Origin of the sequence: Pedobacter chinensis (assembly GCF_003339865.1) — a bacterium.
Classification (GTDB): Bacteria; Bacteroidota; Bacteroidia; order Sphingobacteriales; family Sphingobacteriaceae; genus Pedobacter; species Pedobacter chinensis.
In genome coordinates, this window is sequence record NZ_QPKV01000006.1 from 348646 (window position 1) to 366746 (window position 18101).

The 18101-nt window shown below is 36.4% G+C and carries 16 protein-coding genes; 8 read left to right on the top strand and 8 right to left on the bottom strand.

Going from position 1 to position 18101, the window contains the following annotated elements:
* Window positions 1-76: 76 nt before the first annotated feature.
* Window positions 77-475 carry an SRPBCC family protein gene (locus DU508_RS15745; protein ID WP_115403758.1) on the bottom strand — a complete coding sequence of 133 codons (399 nt, stop codon included), beginning with the start codon at window positions 473-475 and terminating at the stop codon, window positions 77-79.
* Window positions 476-508: 33 nt separating this feature from the next.
* Complete coding sequence (gene pyrE / locus DU508_RS15750; protein ID WP_115403759.1) at window positions 509-1174, bottom strand: orotate phosphoribosyltransferase; 666 nt, start codon at window positions 1172-1174, stop codon at window positions 509-511.
* Between pyrE and DU508_RS15755 the strand changes: the two genes are divergently transcribed.
* Window positions 1173-1784, top strand: coding sequence for an NUDIX hydrolase (locus DU508_RS15755; protein WP_115403760.1), 612 nt, complete (start codon window positions 1173-1175; stop codon window positions 1782-1784). The genes pyrE and DU508_RS15755 overlap by 2 nt on opposite strands.
* A gap of 504 nt (window positions 1785-2288) precedes the next feature.
* Here DU508_RS15755 and DU508_RS15765 read toward each other — a convergent pair.
* The 5 genes from DU508_RS15765 to DU508_RS15785 form a co-directional block, all read right to left on the bottom strand.
* The gene (locus DU508_RS15765; protein WP_115403762.1) at window positions 2289-2897 is read right to left on the bottom strand and encodes a hypothetical protein; all 609 of its coding nucleotides are present in this window, start codon (window positions 2895-2897) and stop codon (window positions 2289-2291) included.
* The gene (locus tag DU508_RS15770) at window positions 2887-3390 is read right to left on the bottom strand and encodes an RNA polymerase sigma factor (RefSeq protein ID WP_115403763.1); all 504 of its coding nucleotides are present in this window, start codon (window positions 3388-3390) and stop codon (window positions 2887-2889) included. The genes DU508_RS15765 and DU508_RS15770 overlap by 11 nt, the downstream gene beginning before the upstream one ends.
* 209 nt (window positions 3391-3599) lie before the next feature.
* On the bottom strand, window positions 3600-4061 hold the full coding sequence (gene coaD / locus DU508_RS15775) for a pantetheine-phosphate adenylyltransferase (RefSeq protein WP_115403764.1): 462 nt from the start codon (window positions 4059-4061) through the stop codon (window positions 3600-3602).
* A gap of 216 nt (window positions 4062-4277) precedes the next feature.
* Window positions 4278-4814, bottom strand: coding sequence for a 16S rRNA (guanine(966)-N(2))-methyltransferase RsmD (gene rsmD / locus DU508_RS15780; RefSeq protein ID WP_115403765.1), 537 nt, complete (start codon window positions 4812-4814; stop codon window positions 4278-4280).
* Window positions 4805-5611, bottom strand: a complete 807-nt coding sequence (locus DU508_RS15785; protein WP_115403766.1) for a DUF3822 family protein — start codon at window positions 5609-5611, stop codon at window positions 4805-4807. Before DU508_RS15785 ends, rsmD begins: the two co-directional genes overlap by 10 nt.
* A gap of 568 nt (window positions 5612-6179) precedes the next feature.
* On the opposite strand from DU508_RS15785, the gene DU508_RS15790 reads away from it, so the two are divergent.
* The 4 genes from DU508_RS15790 to DU508_RS15805 all read left to right on the top strand — a co-directional run bounded on the left by DU508_RS15790 (window position 6180) and on the right by DU508_RS15805 (window position 11639).
* Window positions 6180-7319 (top strand): putative sensor domain DACNV-containing protein, encoded by a 1140-nt coding sequence (locus DU508_RS15790; protein ID WP_115403767.1) that lies wholly within the window; start codon window positions 6180-6182, stop codon window positions 7317-7319.
* A 342-nt stretch (window positions 7320-7661) separates the two neighbouring features.
* The gene (locus DU508_RS15795) at window positions 7662-9095 is read left to right on the top strand and encodes an ATP-dependent DNA helicase (RefSeq protein WP_115403768.1); all 1434 of its coding nucleotides are present in this window, start codon (window positions 7662-7664) and stop codon (window positions 9093-9095) included.
* A gap of 206 nt (window positions 9096-9301) precedes the next feature.
* On the top strand, window positions 9302-9973 hold the full coding sequence (locus DU508_RS15800) for an MCP four helix bundle domain-containing protein (protein WP_115403769.1): 672 nt from the start codon (window positions 9302-9304) through the stop codon (window positions 9971-9973).
* Between the two features lie 115 nt (window positions 9974-10088).
* A complete protein-coding gene (locus tag DU508_RS15805) occupies window positions 10089-11639 on the top strand; it encodes a carbohydrate-binding domain-containing protein (RefSeq protein ID WP_115403770.1) in 1551 nt (516 codons plus the stop codon).
* Window positions 11640-11742: 103 nt separating this feature from the next.
* Here DU508_RS15805 and DU508_RS15810 read toward each other — a convergent pair whose 3' ends face one another.
* Window positions 11743-12585, bottom strand: a complete 843-nt coding sequence (locus DU508_RS15810) for a CvfB family protein (protein WP_115403771.1) — start codon at window positions 12583-12585, stop codon at window positions 11743-11745.
* A gap of 458 nt (window positions 12586-13043) precedes the next feature.
* On the opposite strand from DU508_RS15810, the gene DU508_RS15815 reads away from it, so the two are divergent.
* The 3 genes from DU508_RS15815 (at window position 13044) to DU508_RS15825 (ending at window position 17964) form a co-directional block, all read left to right on the top strand.
* Window positions 13044-14780, top strand: coding sequence for an ABC transporter ATP-binding protein (locus DU508_RS15815; RefSeq protein WP_115403772.1), 1737 nt, complete (start codon window positions 13044-13046; stop codon window positions 14778-14780).
* Complete coding sequence (locus DU508_RS15820; RefSeq protein ID WP_115403773.1) at window positions 14764-16524, top strand: ABC transporter ATP-binding protein; 1761 nt, start codon at window positions 14764-14766, stop codon at window positions 16522-16524. The genes DU508_RS15815 and DU508_RS15820 overlap by 17 nt, the downstream gene beginning before the upstream one ends.
* A 552-nt stretch (window positions 16525-17076) precedes the next feature.
* On the top strand, window positions 17077-17964 hold the full coding sequence (locus DU508_RS15825; RefSeq protein ID WP_115403774.1) for an SMP-30/gluconolactonase/LRE family protein: 888 nt from the start codon (window positions 17077-17079) through the stop codon (window positions 17962-17964).
* Window positions 17965-18101 lie beyond the last annotated feature (137 nt).

The window sequence follows — 18101 nt, forward strand, 5'->3', positions numbered from 1 at the left end:
GAATTTTTACGCACAAAAAAAGCGAAGAGAAATCTTCGCTGTATATTGAATCGGATGTTGAAATAATTTGGTGTGGTTACCCTAAAATTTCTTTTAGTTTTTCTGTCTGATGATTAACCAGTTTTTGAAGTGGGCCAGATGCCAGCATTTTCATCATCATATTTAAATCGGCTGAAATGATATGTTTTGCAGTTGTAGTTCCGTTGCCGTTATCGGTTACAGTCCATTTTAATTCAACTTCAAAAGGGGCTTTCTCTGTAGGGATAGCTGTTAATTCTTCATTTTCAATACGATTGGAAATCTTAATGGCTAATTTTGCCATGTTTTGAATCGTAAAACGTGCTTCATCTTCTGTCGAATCCCAGTTGTAAATATTTTCTGGCATCAATTGTTGATGATTGTTCATATTAGAGAGAAAGGCATAAACCTCATTCACAGGCTTATTTATTTCTACTGCGCTTTCAATAATCGTCATTATATATTTTTTATAGGTTTTGTATTTAAGAACTTAAGATTCTGAACTCAAGACTTGTCCTTGTCCCCATTCAGATGGATTTAAGCGCCACTTACTGAGTAACTCCATATCGCTTTTTGCAATAATGCTGTGCTCAGCAGCATAATCAATCAAAGAAGCATAATTTGATAAGGTTAAATAGCGACATTTTGCAGCTGAGAAATTTTCATCAGCTTTTTCAAATCCGTATGTAAATATTGCAGCTAAGCCAGCAACAGATAAACCCGCAGCTCTTAAAGCCTCAACGGCTTGCAAACTGCTTTTTCCTGTAGAGATTAAATCTTCGATCACGACAACACGTTGCCCTTCCACTACTTCGCCTTCAATTAGGCTTCCGGTACCGTGCTCTTTTGCTTTTGACCTCACATAGATAAAAGGTAGACCCAACTCTTGTGCCACTAAAACGCCTTGCGGAATTCCGGCCGTTGCAACGCCAGCAATAACATCAACTGAACCAAATTCTTCCTGAATGGCCTGTGCAAGTTTCTGACGGATGTAAGTTCTAACCTGAGGGTGGGAAAGGGTAATTCGGTTATCGCAATAAATTGGCGACCTCCAACCAGATGCCCATGTAAAAGGATTATTAGGTTGTAATTTAATTGCCTTTATTTGTAATAAAAATTCCGCTACCTTTAATTCAATATCACTTTTATTATACATGGCCCAAAATTACAGAATTTATATTAACGATAACACCCTCTTTATATCAGATGTTTTGCCAGATCAAAAAGAAAAAATTCAACAGCTTGAATTTCAGGATTTTGATTTGCAAACATTTTATAAAAAACTTAAGAATGGATCTAAAAAAAGCTATATTTTCCTGACAAAGAATCCTCAGGAAACTTTTAAAAAGCTTAAAAAGAACTGTGAAATCATAAAGGCAGCTGGTGGCCTGGTAGAGAGCGTTAATGGCAATTATCTCTTCATCTTCAGAAATAAAAAGTGGGATTTACCAAAAGGCAAGCTGGAGGATGGCGAAAAAATGAAAGAAACTGCCGTTAGAGAAGTTGAAGAAGAATGTGGGATTAAGGTCGCCAAACGAGAGGAAAAGCTTTGCAAAACCTATCATGTTTACCCCATGGGTTCAAAAATGGTTATTAAGAAAACCAACTGGTATAAGATGAGGGTTAAAGGCGAACCGAAGTTGGTTCCACAAAAGGAGGAGGGAATTGATGAGGCCGTTTGGTTGGATAAAAACCATGTTGGTCCTGTTGTGAAAAATACTTTTCCATCAATTATGGATGTGTTGAGGGCGGGTGGGGTTTTGTAGTCTTCTCGACTCAGCGAGGACTAAGTAGTTTATCCCGCAGATTCAAAAGATTTTCGCAGAACTAGGGAAGTAAATCGGGACTCGGTCGTCTGCGTTATCGTCTTCTCCGCGCAGGCGGGAATCCAATGTTATTATGTAAGGAAAAAACAAAAAATAATTGTCATTCTGAACGCAGTGAAGACCGCGAGCAGCTACGAAGTAAATCCCTGAGCTAAAGGCTTTGTACCTGGTTTACTGCTGAATTGTTTTTGTAAAAGAGTACTGCTATTATTAAAAGGTTGTGCTCCATCGCCTGGAGATTATTCGGTTAATAACGTTATTTTCAATTGTACTCCTCTTCATCGTCATCGTTTCAAACGAGGATGATGAAGAGGCTCAGACTGACAGCGATCGTATTACCTTAAATGACATCGGGCGGGAACCACGATTGCTTATCGATGATAATCTTAAAGCTTTCACTATTGAAACATTCTGTTGGGTTCCAGTCAAAAAGGCGACCATAATCTAATTTTCAAAATCCAATTCATCAACTACTTTTTTAACTCGTTTTAAATACTTTCCATAATAATACCAGGCCCACAATTCGGTAATCACGCCAATAATTAGAATAGAAATAAAACAATTCAATAATAAATAAACGGGAGAAAGCTTACTCAAAATCTTATTGAAAACCGAAGCTTTTTCTACAAATAAATAAACCGCAATGAAGGCTACGCCGATAAAAGCAACAATGTAAGTGAGTGCTTTATAAAGCTCTATGTTTAATTTCATTTCATAGTAAAACCAAAGAATGCTTTTTCGGGTGTCTATACTCATGTCGTAAGAGTTTTTATAAAACCTGTAGAATTTGAAAAAATAATAAGCGGTGAAGCCGCAGGTTATGGCATAAAAAATCAGATATACCAATTTCATTTCAGCTGAGAAACCAAAAAAGTAAGGAAACAGCGCCATGATGATCAGTGCTACAATCTGATAAAAAAACTCATGCTTCATCTTTTTTCTGATGATATCGATAGGAGTATGTGCTTGTTTGATCCTAAGCATATCTGCAGAAATATTGGTTTCTTCCTGATCTGTAGTATTCCATTCATTTTTTATATTGTCAAAATTCATAACCATTTTTCTTTATAATGAATTGTAATTTTTCTTTCGTTCTGTTGAGTTTTACCCTGACGTTCACTTCACTGATTCCTAAATTTTCAGCAATTTCTCTGTGAGATTGATTTTCAAGAAATAAAAATATCAGTGCTTTTTCTACTGCATTTAATTCCTGAACGGCCTTATACAGGTAAGCCAGTTTTTCTTCTTTTGATTCACTTTCGTTCACATCTATGATATCGATGTTTTCGTTAAGCGGGGTTTTATCAACTTTACGACTATCTTTTTTAAAATAAACTAAAGCTGTATTTAAGGCCACCCGATACATCCAGGTCGAAAACTTACTGTTTCCTTTAAATGTTGGATAGGCTTTCCAGAGTTGCATCACGATTTCCTGAAAGAGGTCCCGTTGTTCTTCGGCATCATCCATATACATTTTCGAAACTTTATGTATAATCGCTTTATGCTGATTAATCAGGGAGAGAAATATCGCTTCGGTTTCTTTCATTTAGGGTGTTTCAGGTAAACTAAATGAATTGGATTAATTGTAACTAAAGCTAGCAGTAATCAGAGAAATATAACTGGACATTTTAAAAATTTTTATCTTTTGAGTTTTCATAATTTGATTATTTACTCAATTGGTAATCGATTTTTTAAAACGTTACATGATTAATAAAAAAAACAGATTCGTTCTTATTGTTTGGTTTTAGGATTCTCCTACAAAAATCTTAAAGCTTCTTTAGGTACAAACGGACTCACATTGCCATGGTTTCTTAATATATCACGAACAATTGTTGAGCTAATGGCTGAATATTCTGGCTTGCTTAAAAGCAGAATCGTTTCTACTTCAGGCATCATGGTTTGGTTAATCTGCGCAATTGCTCTTTCGTATTCAAAATCAGAAGCAGAGCGGATACCACGAACCATATAAGTGGCATTTATTTTTCGGCAGAAATCAACTGTTAAGCCTTCATAGGTTTGTATTTCTATATTCTGATAACCTGCAAAAACAGTTTCTAAAATTTGTAAACGTTGCTCTGCGGTAAGAAAATTTTGTTTTGAACTATTCAATCCAATTCCAATCACAATTTTATCGAAAAGGGGAGTGGCACGTTGTAAAATGTTTACGTGGGCAATTGTGATTGGGTCAAACGAACCTGGGAATAGCGCTATCTTCATAATTCAAATATAGACAAATCTCAAAAAGGTGGCCGCAGATTCGCAGATTTCTTTATTGAATTTACTTGAAATAATAATTTGATAATCTGCCAATCTGCGGCAAATATTAAACCAAATATGGGCGGATCTTAAAAAGGTGGCCGCAGATTCGCAGATTTCTTTTATTGAATTTATTTGAAATAATAATTTGATAATCTGCCAATCTGCGGCAAATATTTAAACGTATTCAAAAAAACTAAAAGAAGAATTCCCGTACTTGCGGGTTTCAGAATAACCTGGCTGACTATCTAGTTTCATATTGCTTTGATGCTCTACCACTAATAATCCATCAGGTTTAAGGAGTTGTTGTTCCTTAACCAAAACAGGAATTTGAGGAATATTAGGCATGTTATACGGCGGATCAGCAAAAATCAGATCGTAACTGCCTGTCATCTGTTTCAATAACTTAAAAACATCGCCTTTGCGTACTTCAACCTGGTTAAATTCGTGCTTTTTAGCAGTTGTTTTAACCCAATTCACGCATCCATAATCCATATCAATCGCTAAGATCGATTCTGCATTGCGTGAAGCAAATTCGAAAGTCAGGTTACCTGTTCCACAAAATAAATCTAAAACAGTACAAGCTTCGAAGTCAAATCTGTTGTTTAAAATATTAAATAGCGCTTCTTTTGCCATATCCGTTGTCGGACGAACAGGTAAATTCGCAGGTGGTTGCAAACGGATTCCTTTTAATCTACCTCCAATTATTCGCATAAATCTAAAGCAAGCAATCCGCTGAAATAATGTTTTGGCATATCGGCCAGTAATTCACTGTTTTGTTTGCCAGCGGGTAGAAAAAAATAAAGGTTATTGAAGTATTTTAGTAGCGTATTATAGTAATCATCATCTTCGTTTATAATGCCTTGCAGATACACAGGAATGGAATCGTTCAATTTTAACTGCTCAATGATCAATAGCAAAAAGTAATTAAATTCTTCAGCGGTTTCAGCTTGATAATGATTTTGAAAATTGATTTTTCTATCTTTTACTAACATCACATTAAATGAAGAAGCTGTAAAATCAATTAATAAAGCATCGGCTGCTAAATGCGTAAATAAAGCTAATAACGGAGCAGATTGTGGATGCAGAATTGTTTCTTCCGGCAGTTTTTCTTCCACTTTTTCATCTAAACAGAATAAAGTATTAAAGCCTAATTCTTTATGGTGCTTAGTATGAATTTTCGCATCTGAGCCCAGATATTTTGAATAAACAGAGATATCATCGGCATTAAACCATTCATCAGGAATAAAAATGAAATTTGGGGTATGAATAGCAGCTTTTACAGCTTCATATTTTTGAGATAAATAACTGTCTGTTTCGAAAGCCGTTTTTAAATCCAATTCTACATCTTCGCAGCCTTGTTTATCAAAAATTACATTAATCTGCTCAGAATTTTTATCTACTACAGCATAAGAAAAACTATCATTTGTTATCTTTAATAATAAATGGCAGTTTACTGATGCATCAGCTTTAAAATTCGGGTCGACTAGTAAAAGGCTGTTTTTACTCATTGAAACAAAAATAGAGTTTTTTAAGGATTAACCGCAACTCAAAGCTCACAAAAGAAGATAAAAAGGATAAATACAGATTAATTTTGCCACGGAAACACGGATGACACGGAAGTTTAATGAACAATTTTCTTTGACCTCAGTGATTTTGTGGCAATTTTTACAGACCTCTCCCTGTTAAAGTTTGTGGGTAGGCAAATTTGTGCTGTCCCTCTCCTTGAAGAGAGGGAAACACAGTTTTAGGGGTATTTAAAAACCTATGCTAAAAGTTTGCGGCTAGGCAAGGTTTATTCGATTTGCCGTCATTCCCACGCAGGTGGGAATCTTAAAGCTTTCGCTAATTCAAAAATGAATCGATTACTCTTATTGTGATGAAAGGGTTGATCAGATCATGTATAATCGCGTTGCGATTCCCGTTTTCACGGAAATGACGAGTGACCTATTTATTTTATAGTATATTCTTAATGATAATAACTCTTTATTTCTGGCAGGGAAAGCCAGCTAAATCTTTTTACCTAAATCAAACCTTTCGCTTATCTGAAATTTGAAATATTCAGCTTAAATTCGAAACATGAGTTACAGGCCTACTTACAAAGCTGCAAACACTGTTGCGGCAAAAATTGAGCAACATTTTATAAAACTGCACGAAAATGCCGTTGCCCAGGGTGAAATTGATTTGGCAACACAACCAGATAGGAAAACGATTGAGGCCTTAATTGATATAGCTTTTTGGAGCAGCTTACGTAAAGAAGAGGGGCACTCGCCACGAATTTCAATTGCTTTTATGCCACCATCGCAAACTTCGAAGCCTTTAATGTTTGCTAAAAAACTGGTGCTTAATGCTAATATGCTTACTAAAATTGCGCCGGGTATAGAGCGTTCAGGTATTCATTTGGGTGTTTGGGAAGAAGAAGGAGAACTTTATATTTGGGGAACAACATTAAATATCCCGAATTTTTGTTTTGTGGTAGATGTTTCAGAGCCTGGACTTATTGTGATAAAACACCGCCGGATTTATGGCATTGGTAAATACACTAACGTTGCGGTTTTAAAAGGTGAACAGATAAGAATTGTTGATGATACTTCTTGTTCAAGCCGTGATTGCCCGCCGATTTTAAAAGCATTGCTGGATTTAACAGTGCTGGCCAGTTGGAATGATCCCATTAATATTTTAATCCAGTTTTCGGTTTCCATGCGTGCTCATGGGCGAGGTGGTGCTTTACTTATTGTGCCAAAAGAGGATAAGAAATGGGAAGAATCTATTATCCATCCGATACAATATTTAATAGAACCGCCTTTTAGCGGATTATCAAATCTTGCTAAACAAAGCGGCAATCAAACAGAGATTTTCTCTCAAGGTGCTTTACGCCGTGAAGTGGAACATTTGGCAGGCTTAACTGCTGTTGATGGCGCAACAATTATTAATGATCAGTTTGATTTGATCGCTTTTGGGGCAAAAATTGGTCGTGCAAAGGGCAAACCAACAGTAGAACAAATTGCTTTCTCTGAACCGATTGTTGGTGGCGAAGACAAAATTTTATATCCTGGTCAGTTAGGTGGAACGAGGCATTTTTCTGTAGCACAATTTGTTAACGATCAACCGCAGGCTATTGGTTTGGTTGCTTCGCAAGATGGCCATTTCACTATTTTTAGCTGGAGCAAACAGCAAAATATGGTTATGGCACACCGTATTGAAACCTTACTTTTGTAATTGAAAATTGTTTTATTGCTTGGGTAGAAGGATGCTTTAAAAAGAGCATCTATCTTTGCCACCTAAACCGTATTGCAGCGGCATACTTTTAAATTTGCAGCAACTTCGTTCATAATGTCATGCTGAGGTACGAAAGCATCTGCAACCGATGAAACAGATGCTTCGTGCCTCAGCAATGACAGGAGTTTTTAAAAGATATAGCGGAAAGACGGACTGCTGAAAGCGATTAGCACTGAAGTTGCTTTCCAATTAATCGAGGTAAAAGCTTTTCAAATCAGAGTTGACAACTTTAATTGCGCTTTAGAAAGAAAGTTGTCTCTCAAACAGAATTAAACAAAATAAATGATACCAGATAAAAGCCAGCTTATTGCCCGAGCTTATGAACATACACCGACTAAAGAGCAGTTGCTTTTTTGCGAGCGGATGGCCGTGTTTTTGCAGCAAGATGATGAATATAGGTGTTTTGTGCTAAAAGGCTATGCTGGAACGGGTAAAACCACTTCGGTTGCGGTTTTGGTAAAGGTATTGGCAAAGTTTAACTTAAGGAGTGAATTGCTGGCGCCAACTGGCCGGGCAGCAAAAGTAATGAGTCAATATTCGCATAGAAAAGCGTTAACGATACACAAAAGAATTTACAGGAAACGTTCTGCTGCATCGCCAGAAATGCAGTTTCAAATAGCGCCGAATTTATCAGAAAATACGCTGTTTATTATTGATGAGGCGTCGATGATTGCTGATGAATTTAATGAAACGGGCTCTTCCATTTTGAGGGATTTACTGGAATTTGTATATAATACTAAAAACTGTTTCCTGCTTTTTGTTGGCGATACTGCACAATTGCCGCCAGTTGGGAGTTTGGATAGCCCGGCATTGAATGGGCAGTACTTGAAAGATCAATTTGCATTAACGGTTACTGCTGTTGAATTGAAAGAAGTTGTTCGTCAGGAAAAGAAATCGGGGATTTTAGCAAATGCCACCATGCTCAGGAATCAGATTTCTAAAAACCCGGAAAAACCTTTACCCAAATTTCTGACCAAAAATTATAAAGATATTTATAATATGGCTGGCGCCCGCTTGGTTGAGGGTTTGGAATACGCTTACCGAAAGTTCGGTATTGAAAATACATTAGTGGTTTGTCGTTCCAATAAATCTGCAAACATTTATAATCAGCAAATCAGGGCGAGATTACTTTATCGGGAAGAGGAATTGACGGGTGGCGACCAGATTATGGTGGTACGTAATAATTATTTCTGGTTACCTGAAAATGAAGAAACTGCTTTTATAGCGAATGGCGATATGGCTAAGGTTATTCGGGTTAGGGGAGAGGAAGAGCGTTATGGTTTTCGCTTTGCTGATGCCACATTAGAGTTTATGGATTTTCCTGCGGCAGGGCAAATTAGCTGTAAGATAATGTTGGATACCTTAAACCTGGAATCTGCAAATTTGCCTTATGAACAAAATAAAAAGCTTTTTGATGGTTTAAATGAGGATTATGAACACATTACAAATAAGCGCGAACGAATGCTTGCCATTAAACAAGATCCTTTTTACAATGCATTACAGATTAAGTTTGCTTATGCAGTTACCTGCCATAAAGCACAAGGCGGACAATGGGATGCTGTTTTTGCAGATCAAGGTTATTTAACAGAGGAAATGATAGATTTGGATTTTCTGCGCTGGTTATATACTGCAGTTACAAGGGCAAAAAAAGAGCTGTATCTGGTTAATTTTGCCCCACAGCTTTTCGCAAAAACCGCACAGGCTGATTATTTTTAAAGGCTGATTACAGTGATTTAGTAGCCGCAGATTGGCAGATTAAAATTTACCATTTAGATTATAAGAATATTAAGTTTATATTTTCTGATATGTTTTAGATTGGTTTAAGTTGCTGAATTTTTATGCAGACTTAGAAAAATTAATCTGCTAATCTGCGGCCAAACAATCATAAATTATTACCTTGAATCCGCTAACCAAATTATAATATGAAATTCGCATTTAGCCTTAAAAATAAGCTGAAAATAGCTTTCTTACTTTTCTGTATTATGTGTTGCACCTTGCTCATTCGTTTTTTGGAAGATAAAAGTGTACAGAAAATAAACGAATCATTTATTTCGATGTACAATGATCGGCTAATTCCAGCAACCGATCTTTATTTCATTGCAGAAAATCTATATCATAAAAATGCCATTCTTCAGGAAACTTTTGCGAAAAATTATGTAGCTCAGGCGCCCATTGTTGTTTCACAGTTGAACAGGCATAATCGTAAAATCGATTCAGTGGTTAATAAATATGAATTGACGTTATTGGTAAAACAAGAGAAAACTTTTCTTAATGATCTTAAAAATGCATTGGTCATTCAGGAAGAAGTGGAAAACAAAGTGCTTAACCTGGCTGAAGGGGAAGGAAGAAAAATTTATGAATCCATTGGGCGAAATGCTGCTACGCAAACTTTAGAAAAGCTTTCGGCACTGATAAAAATACAATCTAAAGTAGGAGATGAATTAATTAAAGATTCAAAAATATTTGTTTCTGGCACAAAGGTTTATTCTACTTTACAGGTTATTCTGGCAATTGTAATCGGGATCATGATCGTTGCTATTATTTCTGCTTCAAACGCAGTAAAAATCCACAATGAGAAGTTTAACCTGAATTAAAAATTTCAATTGCTTGTTTATCGATAGATAATAGCCATATATCGATACTTTAATAAAATATGATTACAACATTAATAAGTTTGAATATCCTTATCAGATAGAAAAACTTATTACCATGTATAACAAAGTATTTAAACTTCAGACCGCAATAATTTTACTTGGCATCGCGGCAATGCTCGGGAGTGGCTGTAAAAAAACGGATGCCTCTGAGGACACCACAACCTCAGGAACTACCACTTCAGCAGGTGGAACTTCTACTATTTTAAATTCAGGTATTACGACAGGTACAGCCGAGGGCTCAACTGAGATTGGTGCCGACGCCGATGACTTATTGGCAAACTCAACTTTTTCGAGTATTGTAACCATTAACTTCGGAACGACAATTACCATAACAAATCCATTATCTGCCAATGGGGTAACCATAACGGAAAGTAATGGGGATGTAGTAATTACTTCAACAGCTACAGGAGTTGAATTTCAATTATCGGGAACTACCACCAATGGTTCAGTAAAAGTTTACAGCGATAAGAAATTCAAGCTGACTTTAAACGGTGCTTCCATTACTAATAATGATGGTCCTGCAATCAATATTCAATCATCAAAAAGAGCTTTTATCGTTTTAGCTGATCATACCACAAACACTTTGACCGATGCTGCTAATTATGCTACTTCGACAGAAGATATGAAAGGAACTCTATTCAGTGAGGGACAAATGATTTTCAGCGGCACAGGATCTTTAAATTTAAAAGCAAATTACAAACATGCCATCGTGAGCGATGATTATGTGAGGGTAATCTCTGGAAATATTACAGTTACAGGCGCCATTTCAGATGGAATTCACACTAACGATGCCATTATTATTGATGGAGGGACCATTAAAATTACCGCTGCGGGTGATGGGATTCAAGCAGATAAGGGTTATGTTATCATTAATGATGGAACCATCATTGTTGATACCGTTGATAAAGGAATCTCTGCATCTTATGAAGGAACAGATACCGCTATTATTCCGTACGTTACCATAAATGGTGGAACAATAACCGTAACTTCTACAAAAGGAGAGGGTATTGAAAGTAAAGGTGAGCTGACCATTAATAAAGGAACGATAGCTATTAATTCATATGATGATGGTATTAATGCTAAAACTGCTATTTATATTAACGGAGGCTCAATTTATGCTTATGCCACCAATAATGATGCAATAGATTCGAACGGAACTTTAACAATTACAGGTGGTATGACCTTGGCTGTTGGTGCCAACTCTCCGGAAGCAAGTATTGATTGCGATGCCAGAATGTTGAAAATTACTGGCGGACTTGTTCTTGGTATTGCAGGTGCAACCAGTGGGCCAACAACGAGTGTAAGCACCATCCGCTCGGTAGTGATGGGCAGTGGTACAGCAAACACCATAATCCATATCGAAGCAGCAGATGGAACTGAAGCATTAACATTCCTGGCCCCAAAAAACTATGCAACTTTAATTTATGCAAGTGCTAAGCTTAAAGCATCAACTACCTATACTGTTTACGCTGGTGGCAGCATAACCGATGGTACCGATTTTCACGGTTTATATTTAACCGGAACTTATAATAAAGGTACTAAAGGGATTTCATTTACCACTACAAACATCCTAACACAAACTGGAGGAAGCATCAGTAGAAATTAAAAGATAAATGAAGAGAGGCTGTTCAAAAAGTCTTTTCAGTCGTCATCTCCAATTGACCCTGCGTTTTCGCAGAAATGACTGATTGACTTTTTGAACAACCTTTTTATTCTTCGTCATTTTCGAGAAGCCTTATTGAATCATCAGAAAGTAGAATTAAGCGTTCTTTATAAAGCGAGCCAATTGTTTTTTTGAAAGCACTTTTACTGATCTGAAAGCGATGGTAAATCTCTTCGGGAGAGCTTTTGTCACCCAGTTCAATCACACCGCCACTCTTTTTCAATTCTTTCAGAATCATCTCCTTCGAATCCAGAATATGCCCATAACCGCTAGGTTGTAAAGTTAAATCAATTTTACCTTCCACACGGATTTTTTTAATCCAGCCTTTGCGTTGGTCGCCGATTTGAATATTATCAAAAACCTCGTTGTGATATAGTAAACCAATATAAGTGTTGTTTATAATCGCATTAAAACCTAAATCCGTTTCCTCTGTAATTAATAAACTAACCTCATCGCCCTCTTCAAAATCGAAATCTTCTTCTTCCACAAAATCATATAATTTTGATGAAGCCAGTAAACGATCGTTATTTTCATCCAGATACAAATAAACCACATATTTGTAGCCTTTTTGCATAGGTCTTTTTTGCTCTCTGGTTGGTACATAAACATCTTTATCTATCCCCAAATCCATAAAAACACCGTCATCGCCGTCAGAAACCACTTTTAAAAAAGCAAAATCACCCACTTCTGCATAGGCTTTTTGTGTTGTTCCGGTTAATCGGCCATCTTTCTGTATGTAAACAAATACGCTTACATTATCTCCAATCTCTAATCCTTTTGGTACGTACTGGTAAGGTAAAATAACTAATTTATCACCATCAGTTAAGTTTAAACCAGCCTCAGTTTTACTTAATACTCTTAATTCGTTGTATTTTCCTATTTCAATCATAATATGGGTAAACCATTTTCTTCAATGGTTTTGTTTTGCAAAGGTAGCAATGTTTGCTTGTAATATATTTTTAAATTATTGGGAAAGGTGCTTTAGTATTTCATTGGTGTATTCAGCCAGGCTGTTTGCTAAACTTTTTGTAAAAAGAGTTGACAACTTTCTTTCTAAAACGCTATAAAAGTTGTCAACTCTCAAAAGGATCGCTACCATCCCGCTTCGGAACGAGGGTTTATGCAATGTTCTAAAATATATTGGTTGAAACCAACGGCAATGAATGGCAACAACAAACCATTTTGCTATATTCATTGCAGACTGCTTTAACTGCCTGTCTTCCAATAAACGCTCAAGGCTTTAGCTTAAACAGGTCAATCATTCCCAATTTCAAAAATTAAATTAAACCGCAAACTATCCAAATAAATGGGTAAATTTGGTGTTTACAAAAAAGTTCATTTTACAACATGGCAAAACCCAAAGAGGCTAAAAAACCAAGTATTTTTAGTTTGCTTGCATCATATAAAGGATTAATTTTTCTGCTGATTTTATTTGCATTACTGAGCAATGGCATCAATTTATTACTGCCTAAAATTATTGCATCAGGAATCGATTCTTATACGAACAAAACCTTCAATTTAAATTCTATATTATTTCAATTTGCACTGGCAATTGTATTGGTTTTTATTTTTACTTATTTACAAAGTATTGTACAAACCTATGCATCAGAACGTGTAGCTAAAGATTTAAGGAGTAAATTGTCTGATCAGATCTCCCGCCAAAGTCATGCTTATGTGATTCAGGCAAACCCATCAAAACTATTAACCAACCTTACAGCTGATGCCGATTCGATAAAAATGTTCGTTTCTCAGGCCATTGTTTCCATTGCATCATCTATCTTTTTAATTGTTGGCGCAAGCATTTTGTTGTTGATGATCAACTGGAAACTAGCCCTTTGTGTGATCGCTATTGTTCCAATTATTGGAGGTGCCTTTTTCTATGTGTTAAGTAAGGTAAGGGTATTATTTAAAAAGAGCAGAGAAGTTATTGATTGGCTGAACAAAGTAATCAGCGAGAGTATTTTGGGTTCAGCTTTAATTCGGGTAATTAACTCACAGCAACTTGAGTATCATAAGTTTATTGATGCCAATGCAAAAGCGAGAGATTTAGGCTTATCCATTCTTCGGATGTTTGCAGGTTTAATCCCAATTATTGTTTTTGTAGCGAATCTTGCGGGGCTGGCCATTTTAGTGCTTGGTGGTCACTTTGTAATTACCGAAACTATGACTTTGGGAGAGTTTACTGCATTTAGCAGCTATTTGGCATTGATCATTTTTCCTATTCTGGTAATTGGCTTTATGAGTAATGTGATTGCACAAGCTACAGCTTCTTATCAACGGATTGAAAGTGTGTTAAATGCAGCAGAAATTAAACATCCGGGAACATTGACCAATGAGCTTACCGGCAATGTTGAGGTAGAAAATGTGTCTTTAATGATCGGTCAAAAACCCATTTTGAAAAACATCGCTTTTTCGGCAAAGGCGGGATCAAAAACAGCGATTATTGGTCCAACAGCTGCGGGTAAAACTCAATTGCTTTACATTTTAACGGGATTAATTGAGTCAAATACAGGGAAAGTACTTTTCGATGGAAAAGAAATTGAAAACTACAGTCAGGATAATTTTTATAAACAGGTTGGGTTTGTTTTTCAGGACAGTATCATGTTCAATATGAGTATTCGCGAAAATATTGCTTTCAGTGATGTTGTTACATATGAATCTTTGGCGAAAGCCATTCAAACAGCAGAGCTGAAAGATTTTATCGATGCCTTGCCAGAGAAGTTGAACACCATCGTTTCTGAGCGTGGCAGTAGCCTTTCGGGAGGACAGAAACAGCGGATTATGCTGGCCAGGGCTTTAGCGGTAAATCCGAAAATTTTATTGCTTGATGATTTTACGGCCCGTGTGGATACCAATACCGAAAAACGAATTCTGGAAAATATCCAAAAGAATTATCCAGGTTTAACATTATTATCCGTTACCCAAAAAATAGCATCTGTTGAACAATATGATAAGGTAATCTTGCTCATGCAAGGTGAAATCATTGCAGAAGGCACTCATCAGGAACTGTTAAAGAGCAGTCCTGAATATGTTCAAATTTATAATTCTCAACAGAGCACCAGCAATTATGAATTACAATCTTAACGAGTTAACCTCACTGCAGGAAAAGCAATCTACCTACAAAGCGCTTAAAAGGTTGATTCGGCTGATATCAGCAGAACGAAAAAATCTTTGGCTGGCTCTGGTTACTATTTTAGTCAATTCGGGTTTGCTTTTACTTGCTCCGCTTTTAATTGGATATACCATCGATACGTACATCAGAACAAAGCAATTTCATGGCGTTTTGCTTTTTGCTGGAATTCTTTTGGTTATGTATTTAATGGCCATGTTTACAGGTTATACACAAACCAAATTGATGGGCGGTGTTGGCCAGAGAATGTTATATACTTTACGAAATGCCATCTTTAATAAGTTGCAGGAATTACCTGTTTCGTTCTTTAATCAGAATAAAGCAGGAGATTTAATTTCCAGGGTAAATAATGATACCGATAAACTGAACCAGTTTTTCTCTCAATCATTAATGCAATTTATTGGCAGCATTGTAACGATGATTGGCGCAGGAGTTTTCCTGTTATCTATTAATTTGGAACTTGGTTCTGCGGCACTTTCGCCCGCTGTGCTTATTGTTCTTTTTACCATGCTCTTATCGCCATGGGTAAAAAGAAAGAATGCCAGGAACCTGAAAAGTGTAGGCGGATTGAGTGCCGAAATTCAGGAAAGTCTGAACAACTTTAAAGTGATTATTGCTTTTAACCGGCGCGATTATTTTAGGAAACGTTTTGATGAGGCCAATAAAGAGAATTACAAAACAGCGATTGGAGCAGGTGTAGCTAACAATATTTTTGTTCCTGTTTATGGTTTGCTTTCGAGTGTAGCGCAACTAATCGTTTTGCTTTTCGGAATTTATCTTATTTCCATCGGTAACTTTTCTTTAGGTTTATTAGTAAGTTATATTTCTTATACCACCAATTTTTATAACCCCTTAAGGCAACTGGCCGCCTTGTGGACCAGCTTTCAGGTGGCAATGGCAAGTTGGGACAGGATATCTCAAATTCTTTTACTGGAAAGCGATTTAAAGCAAACTGCGGGAGATCAATCCATAACATCTGATGCTTTACTGGAGTTTAAAAATGTTCATTTTTCTTATGATGATTCAAAAGAAATTCTGCACAATATTAATCTTCGGTTTGATAAAGGGAAAACTTATGCATTGATTGGCCCTACCGGGGGCGGAAAAACCACCACTGCATCCTTAATTTCCCGCTTGTACGATGCTACAAAAGGAACAGTTCTTTTAAATGGCAAGGATATCCGCTCGTTTAGTGCCGAAGAGCGCACACAAAAAATTGGTTTCATTTTGCAAGAGCCATTTTTATTTACCGGAACGGTAAAGGATAATATTCTTTATGGAAACAGTCAGTATAAGGATGTTAGCGACCAGGAGCTGAAGAAAATAATTGAAGATGCTAATTTAAATGCGCTTCTGGCCATTTTCGATGAGGGATTAAATACACAGGTAACCTCGGGTTCTGACAGTATCAGCTTAGGACAAAAACAGTTAATTGCATTCATGAGAGCCGTTTTGCGAAATCCAGAATTGTTGATTCTGGATGAGGCTACTGCAAATATTGATACCATTACAGAACAATTATTGGGCAATATTTTAAACAAGCTGTCAAAAGAAACCACTTTGGTTATTATTGCCCATCGTTTAAATACCATCGAAAACGCAGATGAGATCTATTTTGTAAATGAAGGCCAGGTTCAAAAAGCGGGAACGCTAAATGACGCCCTGGATATGTTGCTGAAGGGAAAGAGGGCCAGTTAAGCCTTTAATGAACTCGTTATTGCGGCGTCGAAGCAGGGAAATTGCCACGGAAGCACTGAAGTCACGAAAGATCATTCACTAAATTTCCGTGATAATCTGTGTTTCCGTGGCAAAAAAACGGTATTGTTCAGATAATTCTACTTAAGATGAGATCATTATGTTATATGCATAATTTTATCATTAGCTCATACGAAACTAATTCTGTTACCGAATTACTAAACCTTTACAATTGCGAGGCACGAAGTACCTGCAAAGCAAGTTTGAATGCCTTAAACTAACAATGAAAAATCCTACAACTATCGATAGTTATATAACTGCCGCTTTAAGATTGCTTCGTTCCTCGCAATGACGGATTAAGGCCCAAAACTCACGTTAATTTAAGTTATTAAAGAAAGAATATCCAACAGATCTAAGAAAATTACGCAGACTTTATTTTTGATCTGCGAAATCAGCTGCATCTGCGGGGAAACACTAAAGCTTAATAACCGCACAATATTTTTACTTGTATGGCAAAAAATTAATCCCCACTTTGCCTGTCCAAAAATCAGTCTCATGAAAAAATATTTTCTGTTTTTAGCTTTGAACCTGTTTTCCTTATTTGTATTTGCCCAGAGTAACGCTCCCATTTTTGTTCAGGATAGTTTAAAACTGATTTCTTCACAATTTAAATTTACCGAAGGCGCATCTGTTGATCAGCAGGGAAATGTTTTTTTTACCGATCAACCAAATGATAAAATCTGGAAGTACGATACCAGTGGGAAATTGAGTTTATATATGGATCAATCGGGGCGGGCAAACGGTACTTACGTTGATAAAAAAGGAAATCTTATTGTGTGTGCTGATGAAAATAATCAAATCTGGTCTATAGATAAAAATAAAAAAATAACCATCCTGTTTTCAGATTTTGAGGGAAAAAAGGTCAATGGCCCCAATGATATTTGGTTAGATACAAAAGGAGGCATTTATTTTACTGATCCTTATTATCAACGTGATTATTGGGCTAGAAAATCACCTGAAATTGATCAACAAAGAGTTTACTATATCCCAAAAGGAAAAAAGAAAGCTGTAATTGTAGCTGATGATTTATTAAAGCCAAATGGCATTGTAGGCACGCCCGATGGCAAATTTCTGTATGTAGCCGATATGAATGCCAATAAAACTTACCGGTATGAAATCAATGCCGACGCCTCTTTAACAAACAGACAGGTTATATTAAATCAAAACTCTGATGGAATGACTTTGGATAGCAACGGTAATATTTATGTAACTGGTAAGGGTGTGAATATCTATAAACCAAATGGAGAGCAAATCGGGCATATAGATGTTCCAGAGAATTGGTGTGGCAATATCTGCTTTGGAGGGAAAAATAAAAATATTCTGTTTATCACAGCATCTAAATCACTTTATGCATTGCCTACAACGGCAAAAGGAGTAGAGTAAATTGTCCGTTTCAGGTTTAAGAGGATAATAATTTTAAAAATCAAAAATTTTTACTTTTCATTTGGTCGAAATTATTGTATTTTATTTTCAGTAAATTTTGAAAGTTCAATATGTTTATTTATTATTGCTAAATAAAT

Coding starts and splice junctions, on each gene's coding strand:
- DU508_RS15795 (WP_115403768.1), top strand. CDS start 7,662: ATGATACCAGATAAAAGCCAGCTTATTGCCCGAGCTTATGAACATACA.
- DU508_RS15800 (WP_115403769.1), top strand. CDS start 9,302: ATGAAATTCGCATTTAGCCTTAAAAATAAGCTGAAAATAGCTTTCTTA.
- DU508_RS15745 (WP_115403758.1), bottom strand. CDS start 475: ATGACGATTATTGAAAGCGCAGTAGAAATAAATAAGCCTGTGAATGAG.
- DU508_RS15815 (WP_115403772.1), top strand. CDS start 13,044: ATGGCAAAACCCAAAGAGGCTAAAAAACCAAGTATTTTTAGTTTGCTT.
- DU508_RS15765 (WP_115403762.1), bottom strand. CDS start 2,897: ATGAATTTTGACAATATAAAAAATGAATGGAATACTACAGATCAGGAA.
- DU508_RS15785 (WP_115403766.1), bottom strand. CDS start 5,611: ATGAGTAAAAACAGCCTTTTACTAGTCGACCCGAATTTTAAAGCTGAT.
- DU508_RS15790 (WP_115403767.1), top strand. CDS start 6,180: ATGAGTTACAGGCCTACTTACAAAGCTGCAAACACTGTTGCGGCAAAA.
- DU508_RS15820 (WP_115403773.1), top strand. CDS start 14,764: ATGAATTACAATCTTAACGAGTTAACCTCACTGCAGGAAAAGCAATCT.
- DU508_RS15755 (WP_115403760.1), top strand. CDS start 1,173: ATGGCCCAAAATTACAGAATTTATATTAACGATAACACCCTCTTTATA.
- pyrE (WP_115403759.1), bottom strand. CDS start 1,174: ATGTATAATAAAAGTGATATTGAATTAAAGGTAGCGGAATTTTTATTA.
- coaD (WP_115403764.1), bottom strand. CDS start 4,061: ATGAAGATAGCGCTATTCCCAGGTTCGTTTGACCCAATCACAATTGCC.
- DU508_RS15810 (WP_115403771.1), bottom strand. CDS start 12,585: ATGATTGAAATAGGAAAATACAACGAATTAAGAGTATTAAGTAAAACT.
- DU508_RS15770 (WP_115403763.1), bottom strand. CDS start 3,390: ATGAAAGAAACCGAAGCGATATTTCTCTCCCTGATTAATCAGCATAAA.
- DU508_RS15825 (WP_115403774.1), top strand. CDS start 17,077: ATGAAAAAATATTTTCTGTTTTTAGCTTTGAACCTGTTTTCCTTATTT.
- rsmD (WP_115403765.1), bottom strand. CDS start 4,814: ATGCGAATAATTGGAGGTAGATTAAAAGGAATCCGTTTGCAACCACCT.
- DU508_RS15805 (WP_115403770.1), top strand. CDS start 10,089: ATGTATAACAAAGTATTTAAACTTCAGACCGCAATAATTTTACTTGGC.